Annotated in this window: 16 protein-coding genes and 1 pseudogene; 10 read left to right on the top strand and 7 right to left on the bottom strand. The window is 56.3% G+C overall.

The window, feature by feature from the left end; translation table 11 throughout:
• The first annotated feature begins 78 nt into the window (after positions 1–78).
• From BK659_RS07825 to BK659_RS07815, 3 genes are read left to right on the top strand one after another with little or no spacing between them, the layout of a single operon-like run.
• On the top strand, positions 79–2,322 hold the full coding sequence (locus BK659_RS07825; protein WP_259740221.1) for a type VI secretion system Vgr family protein: 2,244 nt from the start codon (positions 79–81) through the stop codon (positions 2,320–2,322).
• A gap of 4 nt (positions 2,323–2,326) precedes the next feature.
• Positions 2,327–3,616 (top strand): VRR-NUC domain-containing protein, encoded by a 1,290-nt coding sequence (locus BK659_RS07820; RefSeq protein WP_123424511.1) that lies wholly within the window; start codon positions 2,327–2,329, stop codon positions 3,614–3,616.
• A gap of 12 nt (positions 3,617–3,628) precedes the next feature.
• On the top strand, positions 3,629–4,756 hold the full coding sequence (locus BK659_RS07815) for a type VI immunity family protein (protein WP_123424510.1): 1,128 nt from the start codon (positions 3,629–3,631) through the stop codon (positions 4,754–4,756).
• Positions 4,757–4,952: 196 nt separating this feature from the next.
• On the opposite strand, the gene BK659_RS07810 is transcribed toward BK659_RS07815, so the two are convergent.
• Complete coding sequence (locus BK659_RS07810) at positions 4,953–5,249, bottom strand: hypothetical protein (RefSeq protein ID WP_123424509.1); 297 nt, start codon at positions 5,247–5,249, stop codon at positions 4,953–4,955.
• Positions 5,250–5,898: 649 nt separating this feature from the next.
• On the opposite strand from BK659_RS07810, the gene BK659_RS07800 reads away from it, so the two are divergent.
• Together BK659_RS07800 and BK659_RS07795 are read left to right on the top strand one after the other, a co-directional pair.
• Positions 5,899–6,162 carry a DUF2790 domain-containing protein gene (locus tag BK659_RS07800; RefSeq protein ID WP_123424507.1) on the top strand — a complete coding sequence of 88 codons (264 nt, stop codon included), beginning with the start codon at positions 5,899–5,901 and terminating at the stop codon, positions 6,160–6,162.
• Positions 6,163–6,238: 76 nt separating this feature from the next.
• A complete protein-coding gene (locus tag BK659_RS07795; RefSeq protein WP_123424506.1) occupies positions 6,239–6,637 on the top strand; it encodes a hypothetical protein in 399 nt (132 codons plus the stop codon).
• On the opposite strand, the gene BK659_RS07790 is transcribed toward BK659_RS07795, so the two are convergent.
• A complete protein-coding gene (locus BK659_RS07790; protein ID WP_123424505.1) occupies positions 6,634–6,903 on the bottom strand; it encodes a DUF1652 domain-containing protein in 270 nt (89 codons plus the stop codon). The two genes, BK659_RS07795 and BK659_RS07790, sit on opposite strands and share 4 nt — an antisense overlap.
• Positions 6,904–7,220: 317 nt before the next feature.
• On the opposite strand from BK659_RS07790, the gene eco reads away from it, so the two are divergent.
• Entirely contained in the window at positions 7,221–7,700 is a 480-nt protein-coding gene (gene eco, locus BK659_RS07785; protein ID WP_123424504.1) for a serine protease inhibitor ecotin, read from the top strand.
• A 55-nt stretch (positions 7,701–7,755) separates the two neighbouring features.
• Here the strand turns inward: eco and ilvA are convergent, their stop codons facing one another.
• Positions 7,756–8,775 carry a threonine ammonia-lyase, biosynthetic gene (ilvA, locus tag BK659_RS07780; RefSeq protein ID WP_123424503.1) on the bottom strand — a complete coding sequence of 340 codons (1,020 nt, stop codon included), beginning with the start codon at positions 8,773–8,775 and terminating at the stop codon, positions 7,756–7,758.
• A gap of 246 nt (positions 8,776–9,021) precedes the next feature.
• On the opposite strand from ilvA, the gene BK659_RS07775 reads away from it, so the two are divergent.
• Positions 9,022–9,357: a DUF2834 domain-containing protein gene (locus BK659_RS07775; protein ID WP_123424502.1), complete on the top strand. Its 336-nt coding sequence runs from the start codon at positions 9,022–9,024 to the stop codon at positions 9,355–9,357.
• A 56-nt stretch (positions 9,358–9,413) separates the two neighbouring features.
• Here the strand turns inward: BK659_RS07775 and BK659_RS07770 are convergent, their stop codons facing one another.
• Positions 9,414–11,000, bottom strand: a complete 1,587-nt coding sequence (locus BK659_RS07770; RefSeq protein WP_123424501.1) for a RimK family protein — start codon at positions 10,998–11,000, stop codon at positions 9,414–9,416.
• A gap of 92 nt (positions 11,001–11,092) precedes the next feature.
• Here BK659_RS07770 and rimI point away from each other — a divergent pair.
• Positions 11,093–11,560, top strand: a pseudogene (rimI, locus tag BK659_RS07765) (ribosomal protein S18-alanine N-acetyltransferase); the annotation flags it as partial.
• Between the two features lie 14 nt (positions 11,561–11,574).
• On the opposite strand, the gene BK659_RS07760 reads toward rimI, so the two are convergent.
• From BK659_RS07760 to BK659_RS07750, 3 genes are all read right to left on the bottom strand, one after another.
• Positions 11,575–11,952 carry a hypothetical protein gene (locus BK659_RS07760; RefSeq protein WP_123424500.1) on the bottom strand — a complete coding sequence of 126 codons (378 nt, stop codon included), beginning with the start codon at positions 11,950–11,952 and terminating at the stop codon, positions 11,575–11,577.
• Positions 11,953–12,128: 176 nt separating this feature from the next.
• Positions 12,129–13,028 carry a lipid A hydroxylase LpxO gene (lpxO, locus tag BK659_RS07755; RefSeq protein WP_123424499.1) on the bottom strand — a complete coding sequence of 300 codons (900 nt, stop codon included), beginning with the start codon at positions 13,026–13,028 and terminating at the stop codon, positions 12,129–12,131.
• A gap of 400 nt (positions 13,029–13,428) precedes the next feature.
• Positions 13,429–13,644, bottom strand: a complete 216-nt coding sequence (locus BK659_RS07750; RefSeq protein WP_123424498.1) for a hypothetical protein — start codon at positions 13,642–13,644, stop codon at positions 13,429–13,431.
• Between the two features lie 361 nt (positions 13,645–14,005).
• Between BK659_RS07750 and BK659_RS07745 the strand changes: the two genes are divergently transcribed.
• Together BK659_RS07745 and BK659_RS07740 are read left to right on the top strand one after the other, a co-directional pair.
• On the top strand, positions 14,006–14,212 hold the full coding sequence (locus BK659_RS07745) for a hypothetical protein (RefSeq protein ID WP_123424497.1): 207 nt from the start codon (positions 14,006–14,008) through the stop codon (positions 14,210–14,212).
• 162 nt (positions 14,213–14,374) lie between these two features.
• A complete protein-coding gene (locus BK659_RS07740) occupies positions 14,375–15,487 on the top strand; it encodes a CapA family protein (protein ID WP_123424496.1) in 1,113 nt (370 codons plus the stop codon).
• The last annotated feature ends 196 nt before the right edge of the window (positions 15,488–15,683 follow it).

The following is a 15,683-nucleotide window of genomic DNA, read 5'->3' as shown; positions in this document are numbered from 1 at the left end:
AGGCCATTTGCGCCTTGAACCGATGGATTTAATCCTGCACCATCGCGCCCTGGTTATTCAAAGGACGGAATCAAAGGCATGCTGGATGCTAACGCTACCCATATTTCTCTTACCCTCGAAGGTGTTTCCACTGACCTTCAGGTGCTCAGTTTCGTCGGCCGCGAAGCCCTCAATCAGCCGTTCTGTTTTGATATCGAACTGGTCAGTTCCCGTCCCGACCTGAAGCTAGAAGAGCTGCTGCACAAACCCGCCTGCCTGACTTTCGGCAGTACCGGCGAAGGGATCATTCATGGCCTTGTCTACCGCATCGCTCAGGGCGATTCGGGCAAGAGCCTGACGCGCTACAGCATCAGCCTGACCCCGCAGCTCAACTACCTGCGCCACAACCATGACCAGCAAATCTTCCAGCAACTGAGCGTGCCGAAGATCATCGCCCAGGTTCTCGAAGCGCGCGGCATTCTGTCCGACGCCTACCGTTTCCAGCTTGGCGCGATCTACCCCGAGCGCGTGTACTGCGTGCAGTACGACGAGTCCGACCTGCATTTCATCCAGCGCCTGTGCGAAGAAGAAGGCATTCACTTTCACTTCCAGCACAGTGCCAGCGGCCACACGCTGGTGTTCGGCGATGACCAGACGGTGTTCCGCAAACTGGCGCCCGTGCCCTATCAGCAAGACTCCGGCATGAGTGCCGACAAGCCAGTGATCAAGCGCTTCAACCTGCGCCTGGAAACCCGCACCAGCCGCGTCAGCCGCCGCGATTACGACTTCGAAAAACCACGCATCCTGCCTGAAGGCGCGGCCAGCAGTGCGTTCCTGCCAGACCTGGAAGACTACGACTACCCCGGCCGTTTCACCGACCGCGAGCGCGGCAAGCAACTGGCGACCCGCGCCCTGGAGCGTCATCGCAGCGACTACCAACTGGCCGAAGGTAAAAGCGATCAACCGATCCTGGTCAGTGGCCACTTCCTCGCCTTGAGCGAACACCCGCGTGCCGAATGGAACGACCTCTGGTTGCTGCTGGAAGTCATTCACGAAGGCAAGCAGCCGCAAGTGCTGGGCGAGTCCATCACCAGTGACGTCACCCAGAACAAGGATGACTTCCACCAGGGTTACCGCAACCGCTTCCTCGCCACACCGTGGGACGCGCACTACCGCCCTGCCCTCGAACACCCGAAACCGAAAGTCCTGGGCAGCCAGACCGCGGTGGTCACCGGTCCCAAAGGCGAAGAAATCCACTGCGATCAATACGGCCGCATCAAGGTGCAGTTTTTCTGGGACCGTGAAGGCCAGACCGACGACAAGACCAGTTGCTGGGTTCGCGTCGCCAGCGGCTGGGCCGGTAGCGCTTACGGCGGCATCGCCATCCCGCGCATTGGCATGGAAGTGCTGGTGACCTTCCTCGAAGGCGATCCCGACCAACCGCTGGTCACCGGTTGCCTGTACCACAAGGAAAACGTCGTCCCCTACGACCTGCCGGCGAACAAAACCCGCAGCACCTTCAAAACCCTCAGTTCACCGGGCGGCAAGGGCTACAACGAGTTCCGCATCGAAGACAAAAAAGGTGCCGAACAGATCTACCTGCACGCCCAACGCGACTGGGACGAAAACGTCGAGCACGACCAGAAAATCCGCGTCGGCAACGAACGTCATGACACCGTCGAAGCCAACACCCTCACCGAACTCAAGGCTGAAGAACATCGCATCACCCACCTCGACCGCAAAACCGAGGCCCGAGCCGACGATCACCTGACAGTCGGGGTGACTCAGCATGTGAAGGTCGGCACTGCGCAGTTTGTCGAGGCAAGTCAGGAAATTCATTACCACGCCGGTGAAAAGGTCGTGGTAGAAGGCGGGATGGAACTGACGGCCAAGGCTGGGGGGAGTTTCGTCAAGGTCGATGCGGGGGGTGTGACGATTAGTGGGGCTGAGGTGAAGGTTAATTCCGGAGGTGGGCCGGGTGCGGGGACTGGGATCAAGATATTGGGCCCTCTCCTGCCGGGTCTGGCTGACAAGGACAACTTCGGAAAGCTGCTCCAAGGCGCTCCGCGAAGTCATAAGGCCCGGTATTTGCTACAGGACGAAAAGACGGGCGAGCCCATGGTGGGTGCGCCGTATACCCTCAAACGCGCCGATGGCACTCGTGTAGCGGGCTACACAAACGAGGAAGGCAAAACATTTTTGGTACACAGTGCTGATCCCGCCGATGTGGAGTTATTGACACCAAATCGTAAGCCAGAACCTGAAGAACCGCTCATCAGGGCTGGGGAAAGTGCACCAAAAGAATTGACTCTGGATTTCAAAAACGCCAGCTCGGAGGGCTAAGTAAATGGCCGTCATGCAACCACCTCAAACACCGCAGGGATGCACCAAAACCAGTATCGAAGGTACGGTAAAACAAGCACCGCTGCCTAATCCTACGAACAAACCTTATTTGATGGAAAAAGCGAACTACGCTGCGCGCTTTCCAAAACTGTCTATCAAAAAGACAAAGGGTGGTGGATTTGCCGGCCTGGAGCTGAAGCAACTCGTCATGAGTGGGTTGATTCGCGCGGATGAATATCGATGGGACTTTCGGTGGGACTACAAGGCCGAGGTGTGCTTTGACATGGCATTTCTCCCCCCAAAACCGTTTCTCAGTTCCTCATGGATAGGTGACGAGAAATCACCAGACCCGGAACGCCGTCACACCTTGTTCCCTTTTCCCAAAGGATCAGTCAAAGGGCTGCTTCGACGTCCGGATGTCATCATCGTGAAAAATCGTGGACTTCGATGGCCAGGGCAAGCGGGCCCTGATCATCAGGGGGTAATACATCCAGATAATCTCGAGCGGTTAGTTGAAGTGAAATTTCCGGGGGATGTTTTGGGAATGGCACAGAGGGAGGCATATCTCGACATCGCGGGGGGGCCAAGACGCTTCTCCGTATTAGAGATTAACGACTGCCGGGACGACGGTGATCGCGAACGTGATCGCCAGTACAACAAGGAACACAAACCTACCGGTCAATTCGATCCTTTGCAGTGGCCCTCACTATTGCCACCGAGAACTCCAGATGAACCACCAAGGCCTGCTCCAGTTCCGGTGCCTGCTTATGGCCCATCGGCAACGCCAAGACCAGCATATGTTGAAAGTTGGACCCAACAAGTTCAAGCCGCTGTAGATAGCCTATTGGAACAGGGCGCTCAAGGCATCCGACAGTTATCACAAGAAGTTCAGCAACACTTGGAGGACGCAGCCACGTGGCTGGGCGTTAAAGGAGAATGGGTCCGGCGCGAGTCGCAAAAAGCTTGGGAGTGGATCAGCGAAACGGGCGCAAAAGTGATTCGCTGGACTGATGAGCAACTGCGTGCGGTCTGGAAGGAAGTCCAGCGTTACACCGATCTGTCACTGGAGTTCTTACGTCAAGTCGACTGGCTGCAGGTCCTCATTGATCTAGGAATCGCAGCAGCTACCGTAGTGGTGGCTTTCGCTATAGGTGCAGCGGTTGTGGCAGCGGGTATTCCGGCCACTATCGTGGCAGGTCTGTTAGTAATCATTCGGTTAGCCCAGCTTTCTTGGGCCTTATTGGCCAGTATTTTGGGTGGTGCAGCACTTTCCACAGCCATCACTGCCGGATAGAAGAGAATCTCTATGAACGTATTGGAAAAACTAACCGATCGCGCTCCGGACTTGTCCTTTGAGCTACCTGATGGAACCCCCGTAGTTAGGCTGGGGCTGATCGCCACACTCTACTTCAAAGAGGGTTACACGCCTGAAAGTAAGCAAAAAGTGATGGAGTGCTTCGCTCGATTCAATAATGAGTTCGGCGCTCATCTCACTGGACAATTTGATGAGACATACAAAAAGCTAACCCCCAGCAGTTTTGAGAAAACGACAGACAAAATTCTCAATACGGGTCCTAACGAACAATATGAGTGGCATATCAGCAGTGCCGCGACTGCCAGTGAAGCACCTGAATACAGTCTTTCAGCACTGAACTCCTTTGAGATTCACGGAGAGCAGAAGCGTTCTTACCTGAAACTCGTGCTGCCTTGGTCCATCCTCAAAGAGGATGATGGCCCAACCCGCTTTCAGCAATGGCTTGTCTACCTTTGCGAACAGGTCAAGGCCGAACACGGTTACAGCGGGCTCTCTAGTGTATTGCCTTTTGACTACGACAGTTACATGCCTATGGAATACCAGTTGGCTCAGCAGTTTTCTGGGTTGGAAGTGGACTCCATGGTGCATAACTCCAAGCGGGAGCTGCTCAATCACATTAAGGGCGTGAACTGGTACACGGTATTGGGCTCGCTATTTATTGATCGTCTGGGCGGCGAAAACGTTATACGCCACACTTTCAGCGGTCGAGGGGATATTGAAGTTATCAACTACAATAATGGTTTGATAATACGTGCAGGCGAATCCCCCGAGCTGGGAGCCTTGGAGGATGGTCTCCCTGTGCCATACGTAGCAGTCAACAACGTAGTGAAGCCTGTCCGTATCCCGAATCCTGACCAGCTTCACAGCTACTCGCCTTATGGCGATTGCTTCGAGCAGGAAAGCACCGACCGTTGGTACGCACGTTTTGATCAGGACGAGAACAAGACAAACCACCCTTCCCGCATTGAATCTGGCCAGCCCTGCAGCAAAGCGGGTTATTGGTTCACCCCTTCACAAGCAAATTCGCGCCGTTATTTCCAACAGGGCGAAATAATGCCTGGTTTCAGCGATTCCAGTTGGGGCGATACGCTGTGGTATTGGTCGGGTGAAAGCCAATAAACTGACACTGCTCTTACGCCACCTGCAAAAGGGCGAGTTCGTTCGCCCTCGGCATGAGCGCCGTGTTGTTGAGCAGTACCAAGGCCTGATCAGGGCATTTCAACCCGCAGCCATCTCGCCAGCCTCTTGCGGGGCTGGCATTTGCACAAACAAGCCCAGCTATTTTGGGAGATGGGCTTGTTGTGCAATGGTTAAGTCAGATCGGCGCTGTCCACCCCAACATCCGCTGCTGAGCCACCTTCAACAGGTCGCAACCATCCTGAGTCAGCAAATACAGCGCATGGGTAATGTGCGGAATGTCCTGGACATCGCCGTGTTTGAAGCACTGGCAGTGCAGCGTCTCCAGCAGGTCGCTGGAGGCACGGATTCGGCTTAGAGCGGCTTCAAGTATGTCTTGGGGATTGGCCTCGGTGTCGATGACCATTGGGTTTGAGTCGGTAACACTGCTTTTGATGGCGCGATAACGATCGGGAAATGGATTTAGCTTAGGCATTAGGATTACTCGTTTGTTTTTAAGTAACCGCAGGCACCGTGACCAAACGATGGAGGCGGACTGTGCACAGGCTTGGTCAACCGAGAACAACAACTCAGCTCGCCCGAAGGCGTCCTGCACACAGCCGCCATAACAACTGCGAGGACAAAGACGTCCGCAGGGCAAATAATGGCACACATGTGTGCGTTGCTCTCGGGTGACCAAACCCGTTCGCTGATTTTGCAGCGATGGCGAACAATAAACCCTTGCCACTGACTGGCGAAAGGAGACGATGCCTATGACGTTGTAGGAAGGAGCCGAAGCTCGCTCAGGTTTTTATCGTGAGGATCCTGGTTGGTAAAACGCCCACCGGCGAGTTCCTTACCCGTGGTGGTCAGGGCGCGACAGTCGACGGCTTGCAGCGCTTGAGCCGCGAACATACGCGTGAAATAGTCGGCCTCCCCCTCAGCCCCGCCGCCGCAGGCGATAGAGACCAAAAACCGCTTCATCCATCTTGACCGCCTGAACACCCACCAAACTTAACCCTTGGTTAATCCTGTGGTCCAAAAGTAACTGGACCGCGTTCGCGCAGAACCTTCTGACGCCCTCCGCGGCAGGGCCGACATCGTCAGGTGTCGCGCTGACTTCAAGTCTGCACCGGAGATTTCTCATGAACATGCGTATTTTGCTGGTGGCCTCTGCCCTCGCCTGCACCGGGTTTGCCGGGTTGGCGCTAGCCGACACTGCGCCGTCCCAGCCCGTGCCTTATCACTACGGAATGCCGCTGCACGTCAAAAAAGTGATTTCGATGACCGAACCCACGACGCTGGACTGCAAAGTGGTGACGGCGGAGATGAAGTTTATCGACAACACAGGCAAGCAAGAGGACATCAGCTACCTCAAGCTGTCGGATGCCTGTAACTATCAGAACTGAGTGATCGCTACGGTGGGCGGGAGCCAGGCCAAAGGTTATGCTTTGGCCTTCTCCCTCACTGCCGCAAGGATTCGCCATGCAGTTATCGTTTCGCACTCTGTCTACGTTCACCGCTGGCCTGAGTTTTACTCTGGCGCTGGTCTGGGGCTTTATGCCCGATGTGATGCTGTCGATCTGGAGTGTCGGGTACTCAGACGCAACAGGTCTGGTCGCCAGACGCGGCGCGGTATTGTTTGTGGCGTTAGGCGTGATGTTTTACCTGGCTCGAAATACGCCGCCGTCCGCTTCGCGCAGTGCACTGAGCAGTGGTTTGATGGTGGGGGTATTCGGGCTGGCGGCGCTGGGTGTCGGCGAATGGCTCAACGGCCATGCCGGCCCCGGCATCTTGCTGGCAGTTGCGGTGGAAATCGCGCTGGGCCTGGCATTTCTCCAGACCCAGCGTATACCCGTCGAACTCGCAGAAACCGTGGATTAATGCGTGCGGGCCTTTAGCTCCGTCAGGTGGCTGCCGGGTTTGTGCGCAAGATCGTTGCGCAACTCGGTGATCAGTTCGCTGATTTCACGACAACTATTAAGAGCGTTAGCGTCGATGCCGCTCACGACCAGATCCAGTTTGTCCGTCTGGTTGTCGCCATAGACCTTGACGGTCATCGACAGGTCCGGTGACAAGGTGCACTGGCAACGCTTGGGCAAAAAACTGCTTTCAATGATGCTGCGAAGTTCCAAGGCAGAAAGAAACATTACAACCCTCCGTTCTTATAAGGCCGTCGATCAATCGCCGGGTTAACCGCCGTCAGTCTTGCCAATCCTTATCTCGCGGTTTTTCCTGGAGTGTTTTTCATGAACTGGACTAAGCATAAAACATGCCCGGGAATTCGCACGACGGGCCGTCGGTAAATCGGGGATTTGCGACGAACCGGCCAATGCCTCATGCACAACGCAAGATCCGCCACAAATGATGCCGCAATTTTCCAGCTTCGACGTCGTGGTTTGCATTGAGCGACCAGCGCAGTAAGAATGCTCGCGTTCACTGACTCAACCCAGAGCAAGGAGGCATCATGCGCTCATTTACCCTCACCGCCGCAGCGGTACTGCTGTCCGGTCTGTCCACCTTGGCCAGTGCCGCGAAACTCGAAGACGTTGCGCCCTACCCCAAGGCTGAAAACGGCTTTACCCGCCAGGTGATTCACCTGGCGCCGCAAACCCGGGAAGACAACTATCAGGTCGAGATTCTCGCCGGCAAAACCCTGACCGTAGACTGCAATCACCAGCGTCTGGGTGGAGCGTTGGAAGAGAAAAATCTTGAAGGCTGGGGTTATCCGTTCTATCGGCTGGAGAAAGTCATCGGCCCGATGAGCACCTTGATGGCGTGTCCTGGCGGCAAGAGCAAACAAGACTTCGTGCCGGTCGTCGGCGATGGTTTCCGGCTGCGCTACAACAGCAAGCTGCCGATTGTGGTTTACGTGCCGAAGGACGTCGAAGTGCGCTATCGGCTCTGGTCGGCGTCGGACAAGGTCGAGAAAGCCCGTCAAGAATAAAGGTTACGAGCGGACGTTTCTGCGCCCGCTGCTCGCCTGAATCCCTTCTAGCGACTTACACCAGGGCGCCGCTTAATGCGGCGCGCTCGGCCACATGTCGCAAGCTATCAAAATTGATATTGGCCCCTGAGTCGATCGCCACCAGGGTCTGATCCCGGATACCGGTTTGCGCTACGTACTTCTTGATCCCGGCAACAGCCAACGCGCCGGAAGGCTCGGTGATCGAGCGGGTATCGTCATAGATGTTCTTGATCGCCGCGCAGAGCTCGTCGTTGCTGACTGTCAGCACTTCATCGACGTGATGGCAACAGATCTCAAAGCCATAAGCGCCGATCTGCGCGACCGCCACGCCATCGGCGAAGGTGCCGACGCTCGGCAACACTACTCGTTCTCCCGCCAGCATTGCCGCTTGCAGGCACGCGGAGTGCTCCGACTCGACGCCGATGATGCGGATGTCCGGTCGCAGGTATTTGACGTACGCGGCGATGCCAGCGATCAAACCGCCGCCACCCACCGGGACGAAGATCGCGTCCAATGGGCCTTGATGCTGTCGCAGGATCTCCATGGCCACCGTGCCCTGCCCGGCGATCACGTCCGGGTCGTCGAACGGCGAAACGAAAGTACGACCGGTTTGCCGGGCCAGGTTCAATGCGTACTCCAGGGCGAACGGAAAACTCTCGCCATGCAACACCGCATTCGCGCCACGACTGCGCACACCGATGACTTTCAGCTCCGGTGTTGATGTGGGCATGACGATACTCGCCTCGATCCCCAACTCCCGCGCCGCCAGTGCCACGCCTTGAGCGTGATTGCCGGCCGAAGCAGTGACCACGCCACGAGCCTTTTGCGCGTCGCTCAGTTGGGCCAATTTGTTGTAGGCGCCGCGAATCTTGAAGGAAAAGGTCGGCTGCAGGTCTTCGCGCTTGAGCAAAATCTGATTGCCCAACACCGCGGACAGCGCCGGTGCCACTTGCAGAGGCGTGCGCACTGCCAGTTCATAAACCGGTGCGGCGAGGATTTTTTTCACGTAGTGCTCAAGCAGAGCCTGCTTGGCGGTGGCAGTGCTGGTGTCCATCAACGTCTCCTGGCTTTGTTCGGAGCCCCGGAGACAGAAAATGAAAACCCGCCTCTAGGGCGGGTTGGGTGCAGTCGTCAGCTAGCCCGCCAAATAAGGAATGGCGGTAATAATGCTTGGCTGGTGGCGCAATACGGTGGAAGTCATGGCTCGAAATTAGCTGCGCGCGAAAGGCAAGTCAATGGCCAATTTTTTGTCGAATGCGGTAGTCTTCAAAAACCGCTCATCGCCCCAAGGAAGGAAAGCATGAAGTCTGTCGCACTCCCGTTGATCACCCTACTCGCCTTTGCCGGCTATACCATTTCGGTGATGCTCCAGGCCGAGCAGTCGCTAATTGATTTCGGTATCAGCCTGATGTCCCGCCCCGACACTGCCCAAGTGGTGATCGACCTTTATCTGCTGGCCACCCTGGCTGGCATCTGGATATACAAGGATGCCCGTAGCCGTGGCCACTCAGCATTGTCAGTGCTGCCGTACTTGCTGATCACCGCAGTTTTCGTTTCCATCGGGCCACTGTTGTATTTGGTAGTGCGGGGGCTTCGCGACAACAAAACCAGTGTCATTTCCGGGCAGAAAGCGTGAGCTGAAGAGCGCTGAATGGGTTCCAGTGAAAGCGTCAGCGCTAAATGCGCAACGGCTCACCAAGCCTGCCCGCGACGCTTGAGTTCGAGCCTGCGCACGAACTCTTCGAGTACCAGCGAATACAGATCGTCCTGCAAATAGGCGTCTTCGATGCCGGCGTCGATGTTCGGGTTGTCGTTGACCTCGATCACCACCACTTTGTCACCGGACTGCTTGAGGTCGACGCCGTACAGACCGTCGCCGATGAGGTTGGCGGTTTTCACTGCAAGGTCCACCACGGCCTTGGGTGCTTCGTGAACCGCCAGGGTGCGGCACTCGCCATTGATGTCCTGGCCCTTGGCCTTGTGGTTGTAAATCTGCCAATGGCCCTTGGACATGAAGTACTGGCAGGCGAAGATCGGTTTGCGGTTGAGTACGCCAATGCGCCAGTCGTACTCGGTGTAGAAGAACTCCTGCGCCAGCAGCAACACTGAATGCTCGAACAGCTCGGCAGTGGCTTCGAGCAAGGCTTGCTGACTTTCGACCTTGATCACCCCTCGCGAGAAGCAACCGTCAGGAATTTTCAGCACCAATGGAAAACCCAGTCGTTCACCCACCCGCTCAAAATCTTCCGGTCGTTCCTTGTAGAGAATTTCCGTGGCCGGCATGCCCAGTTGATGGCTGTTGAGCAAGTCCGTCAGGTAGACCTTGTTGGTACAGCGCAGAATTGACGCCGGGTCGTCCATCACCACCAGACCTTCACTTTCGGCTTTTTTCGCGAAACGGTAGGTGTGGTTGTCGACGCTGGTGGTCTCGCGGATCAGCAACCCGTCGTATTCGGCGATACGCGCGTAGTCCTTACGCTCGATCAACTCCACGTCGATGCCCAGGCCCTTGCCCACCCGGACGAAATTCTCCAAAGCCCTGGCGTTGGATGGCGGCAACGCTTCCTGCGGATCGTGAAGGATTGCCAGGTCATAACGGGCCAGCCGTCGTGAACGCGGCATGCGCCAGATCTTGCGACTGAAACTGTCCAGGGAGTTGGCGAAGTGATCTTCCTGATCTTCTCGCAACTTATGTAACGCGCCAGACTTAACGCCTTCGATGTGCCAGCCGTTACTTCGACGAAACTCCACCAGTAATATCGGACAGGGAAACACTTCAAATAATTGACGTGCTAAATCCTGCAACGGCTCGATATTGGTCTTTCCGAAATACAGCGTCAGCGTAAATCCTTCAGTGTCGCTGTAAAGGTGGTTATTGAGTGCCTTATCCAAGGCTTTATCCAAATCGTCCAGAGACAGGCCATACAGGGATTTGCGCGTCAGCTCACTGATGGTTCGCACCGAGGGAATTACCTTGTGCCCACGGGCTTCGGCCAGCAATGAACAGTAGTAGCCATGCCCCAGGTACTTGTAGCTGCGGCACAGGTTGATCACCTGAACCCGCTTGCCCTGCTCGCTGCCACGGGTTTGCTCGAGATATTCCTGGGCACTGACGATGTCTTCACTGGGAAAGTAAGATGCCCAGTCTTCCTTGCGCTCGACAATAATAACCAACTGACTGGAAGCTCTTGCAGCCTCTGATAAATAAGTGGCTTTAGTTATTGCTGCCGGCAAACATTGCTCCGATACTTCACGCCAATGACCTTGTAGCGCTGACATAGTGATTGATCCGTTGGAGAACAAGACCTTTCCTATTAAGCACGAACTTTTTCGAAAGTCCCGTTTCGTTACGCAACTTTTACGGTGGTCATATGAATCTTGTCTTTCGCCTTGCGGTACTGGATGACCTGGCGGCACTCCTGGAGCTTGAGCAGCAATGTTTCACCACTGACCGGCTCAACAGCCGCAATTTTCAATGGATGATCAACCGCGCCCACGGGCAGTTGATCGTTGCCGAATGGGCAAATCAATTGCTCGGTTATGCTCTGGTGCTGTTTCACCGAGGCACCTCGCTGGCGCGGCTGTACTCGATTGCCATCGCGGTTCAGGCCCGAGGTACAGGCCTGGGCAAACAGCTGCTGGAGCGAATCGAGGCCTGTGCGCTGGAACGCGACTGCGCCTGTCTGCGACTGGAGGTGCGTACCGACAACCCGGCAGCGATTGCTCTGTATGAACGTAACGGCTACCGGCGTTTTGCATTGATTCACGACTATTACCAAGACCATGCCGATGCCTTACGCCTGGAAAAACGCATCCGCTGGCAAGCCTGCGCCCGCAATACCCTCAATGCCACTCAATAACTGCTGGTATCCGGATCTCGGGGGGCTGGCTTGGGCGGGACATACGGCTTGACCGAACTCGGCGCGGTGCCGCTGCGCGGATAGCCATTGCCTATCCCGCCGTTTTCGAGAGTCGGCGGGCGGGGAACCGGCACGGTGTTCGGCCCGCGAATGACCGGCCCACTGGGCTGGGTGCCCTGCATACTGTTGGGGTTGGCCCGGCGAATCGGGTTGTTGTAGGGGTTATCGCTGTTGTCAGGGAGATTCTGGGCGAGAACGACCGGATGCCCCACCACTGCAGTCAGCATGCCAATGTCTGCTCCGGCCTGGGCCAGCGTGCCAAGCAAGCCACTCAACGCCAGTGCGGTGGTCCCGAGCACAAACCTGTTCATGGTGGAATTCCTCCCATACATGCAGATACAGTCTTCGATAACACGCTACGCGCAGCGCTCTCCTCTGTGAAGAGAATACTCCAGCGCAGATGTAACACCGATTGACCCCACCACAGACCGGCCGGAAAACCTCAACAACGTAGCGCCCGCAAAGACTGCTGACGCGTTGGTCGTGCTCAGATCAAAACAATAATGGCCAGCAAGCCGCCGAAAATCGCCCACTTTTCGAGGTAGTAGCGCGTCCGGTTGCGCTTTTTCAGTTCTTTACCGCGCAGACGGACCTTGTAGATCTTGCCGAAAAACCGGTTCAAACCACCGGTTTTATCGCCTGCATCGTTTGGCGCGCCTGCAGCGGACATTACGTTGCGGCTGAACCAGCGATTGAATGCTGTTGCCCAGCGGTACTTCATCGGGCGCTCGATATCGCAGAACAGGATGATGCGGTTCTGCTGGGTGGTGTTCTCGGCGTAGTGAATGTAAGTCTCGTCGAACATCACCGCCTCGCCGTCACGCCAGTGGTAACGCTCGCCGTCGACGTCGATGTAGCAACCCTCATCGTTAGGCGTTTCCAGGCCCAGGTGGTAACGGTACGAACCGGCATACGGGTCGCGGTGACGGACCAGCTTCGAACCCGGCGGTAATTCGGCGAACATCGCCGCCTTGATCGAACCGATGCTTTGCACCAGCTCTGTGGTACGCGGGCAGAGCTTGGTAGCCGACGGATGGCTGTCGCCATACCACTTCAGATAAAAGCGCTTCCAGCCGGTTTTGAAGAACGAGTTGAAGCCCACATCGTCGTATTGGTCCGAGCGCTTGATCTCCCCTGCCCTCAGCAGGTTCTGGCCTTCGGCACGAATCTCCTGCCAATTGGCCTGCAACGGGCTCAGATCCGGGAAGTCGGCCGGATCAAGGTAGGGCTTGTTGGGGATTTTCGAAAACAGGTAAAGGAAGCAGTTGATCGGTGCCAGAAAGGTCGAGTGATCACTCAACTGGCGATTCAGTTTGTGTCGAACGCGGCCACGCAGATGCACATACGCAATGGATAAAATGTAGAGGGAGGCAATGATGAGCTTCACGGGAAATCGTCACAGGTCAGAAGAATAAATGCCGCGCGCCACAAGGCTGATATGAACGCAGCGTCCAAGATTTATCTATCGAATGAATCGGTAACACATGGGAGTTTGAACAAAAAGCTAGCTCATGGCCACTGATTCGTATTCTAGCCGTAGTTTGTAACCAACGGTTAACCTGGATTTGTGAAAATCTGTGGGGGAAGTTGTGCCAGAAAAACGCCTGTTCAGCTCAACAGACACAGGGCACCACGGGTAGCTGCCGACGCAAGCGCCAGCGACCCGACGAAACCGGGCTGGATGATTGGCTCACCGCTGCCGGTCTTCGATGCGCTGGCCCAGTACCTGATCAAGCAGCCTTGAAGCGCAGAAGCCACCCCGTCCCATCCGGTCGCGGATGGCGGTGTCAGGCCAGCTTGATCAATACTCCAGAGACATCATCTCTGGCTTGCCGCAACTCACTTGCGTCCTGATTCAGGCGATGAACGACACCCAGCAGCCGCTGGCGCAGCAGCTCGTCGCTGAGCTGATCAATAGCCCGCATGACATCAACTGCAGCAGCCTCGTTATTGGTTGCTGCGGAGTCGAGTGCTTTACGCAGATTTCGTGCTGATCGGTTCACTTCAGTAGCCCTCATGATTCAGGCCTGTACCCTATAACAACATTGTTTCTTTTTAATTTCAGTTGTTTAGCTTCGGATCAACGACTGGTCATGGTCGAACGAAAGGCTGAACCGATTATGGGGCTACGGTTCGCCAGCTCTCGCCGCTGCTCAACGCACCGTTTACGTTGTTCATGGATAACTTCGCGACACCATTCGTCGCATATGAAAACGTGGCGCAGGATAAGCGACCATGCCTGGCTTAAGGATTGCTAAGTACGCCCGTAGCGGCCCCAGAACGACGTAATTCTGACGCGGCGGCAATCAAAATCAACGCTTAAGGACTCCAGCGATACGCTTGGTCAGTCACCGGAGATGTAACGTGTCAACTCTCAATGAAATCGCAGCGAACCACGCGAGAATGGCTAAGGCAAATGAAGCAGAGTCGACCGGACTGAGTGAGCAACACCTTCAAATAGTGGGTAGCTTCGAAATCCCATCCAACGATGCGCAACAGCACATTCCACTGCACCTGATCGTCGGAGCGCAGGACAACCACCTCGGACAAGCAACTGGCTACTTGCTCTGACTGCGTTTGATCTCGGCACCGAGTCGGTTTGTCGCATGCCATGCAGGGCTCGCCGTTCAGCGTGCGGTAGAGACGATCCCCGTCAAGGGGCGAATATTGATATTTTGAACAGTGTGCGAGCAAAACTTGCTATGAGCTGATCGGGATATTCGGGAGGGTGCCATGGCAGCTGTTTCCGATACGCTGAAGCTGTTTCTCGCCGGCGACGTCATGACCGCCCGCGGGATTGACTCAGTACTGCCGCATCCTGGCGATCCACGGCTTTACGAAGCTTACGCCAGGAATGCCGGCGATTACGTCCGGCTGGCAGAAAGACTCAATGGCGCGATTCCCCGTCCAGTCGATTTCACCTATGTCTGGGGCGCTGCGCTGGATGAGTTCGAACTTCGCCAGCCACACGCACGCATCATCAATCTGGAAACTGCGGTGTCACGCCGCGGACGACCGGAGCAAAAGGGCATCAATTACCGCATGAGCCCGGAGAACTTCCCGGTCATCAGCGCAGCCGGCATCGACTGCTGCATGCTGGCCAACAACCATGTGCTGGACTGGGGAGCAGCCGGCCTGGCCGATACGCTGGATACCCTATCGAGCAACGGCATGTGCAGTGCCGGCGCCGGGCACAACCGGCAATCTGCCGAAGCACCCGCCGTGCTGCCGCAGCCTGGCGGGCGGCGCTTGCTGGTGTTTGGTCTCGGCGCACCTGACAGCGGTATTCCGCCGGATTGGGCTGCCACGGATAGGCGCGCGGGCGTCGCGCGGCTGAAGGATCTGTCGATGCAAAGCCTGCGCCCTGTGGCCAAACGGATTCTCGAGGGCAAAAATCCGCGGGATCTGGTGGTCGCCTCCATTCACTGGGGCGGCAACTGGGGATTCGATATCCCGCGGGAGCAGGTCCGGTTCGCTCACGCCTTGATCGACGAGGCCGGAGTTGACGTGGTGCACGGGCATTCCTCGCACCACGTCAAGGGCGTCGAGGTATATCGCGAACGCCTGATTCTCTATGGCTGCGGTGATCTCCTGAACGATTACGAAGGCATCGAGGACCACACAGCCTTTCGCGGCGACCTGGGGCTTCTATACTTTGCCTCGCTGGACCCCGGCGGGCACCTGCAGTCGCTGGACCTGATACCTACCCGCCTCCGACGCTTTCGCATCTGTCGCGCCGAAGGGGATGACCGTCAATGGCTGCACGACACCCTTTCTCGCGAGTGCGCACGCTTGGGCAGCAGCATCCAGCCAGGCGCGAAAAATGCCTTCACGTTGCGTTGGTAGGAATACCGTTAGAGCTCTGACGCCCAGATAACGTTCGAGCTATTGATAACGGGGCACCGGTCAGGGTTGATCTCGCGCTCGCGATGAAGCCAGAGCTTAGTTTGCTCAACATCAAATTTTCGCTCCTTCCTCTCCCTCATTACGATGCCAGATACACTGAAATGCCCGCACTCAGGACAAATCAGTTCAACGCCAT

This window comes from Pseudomonas brassicacearum, from assembly GCF_003732225.1.
Taxonomy (GTDB): Bacteria; Pseudomonadota; Gammaproteobacteria; order Pseudomonadales; family Pseudomonadaceae; genus Aquipseudomonas; species Aquipseudomonas brassicacearum_E.
This window is presented reverse-complemented; position numbering and strand designations above follow the sequence as displayed.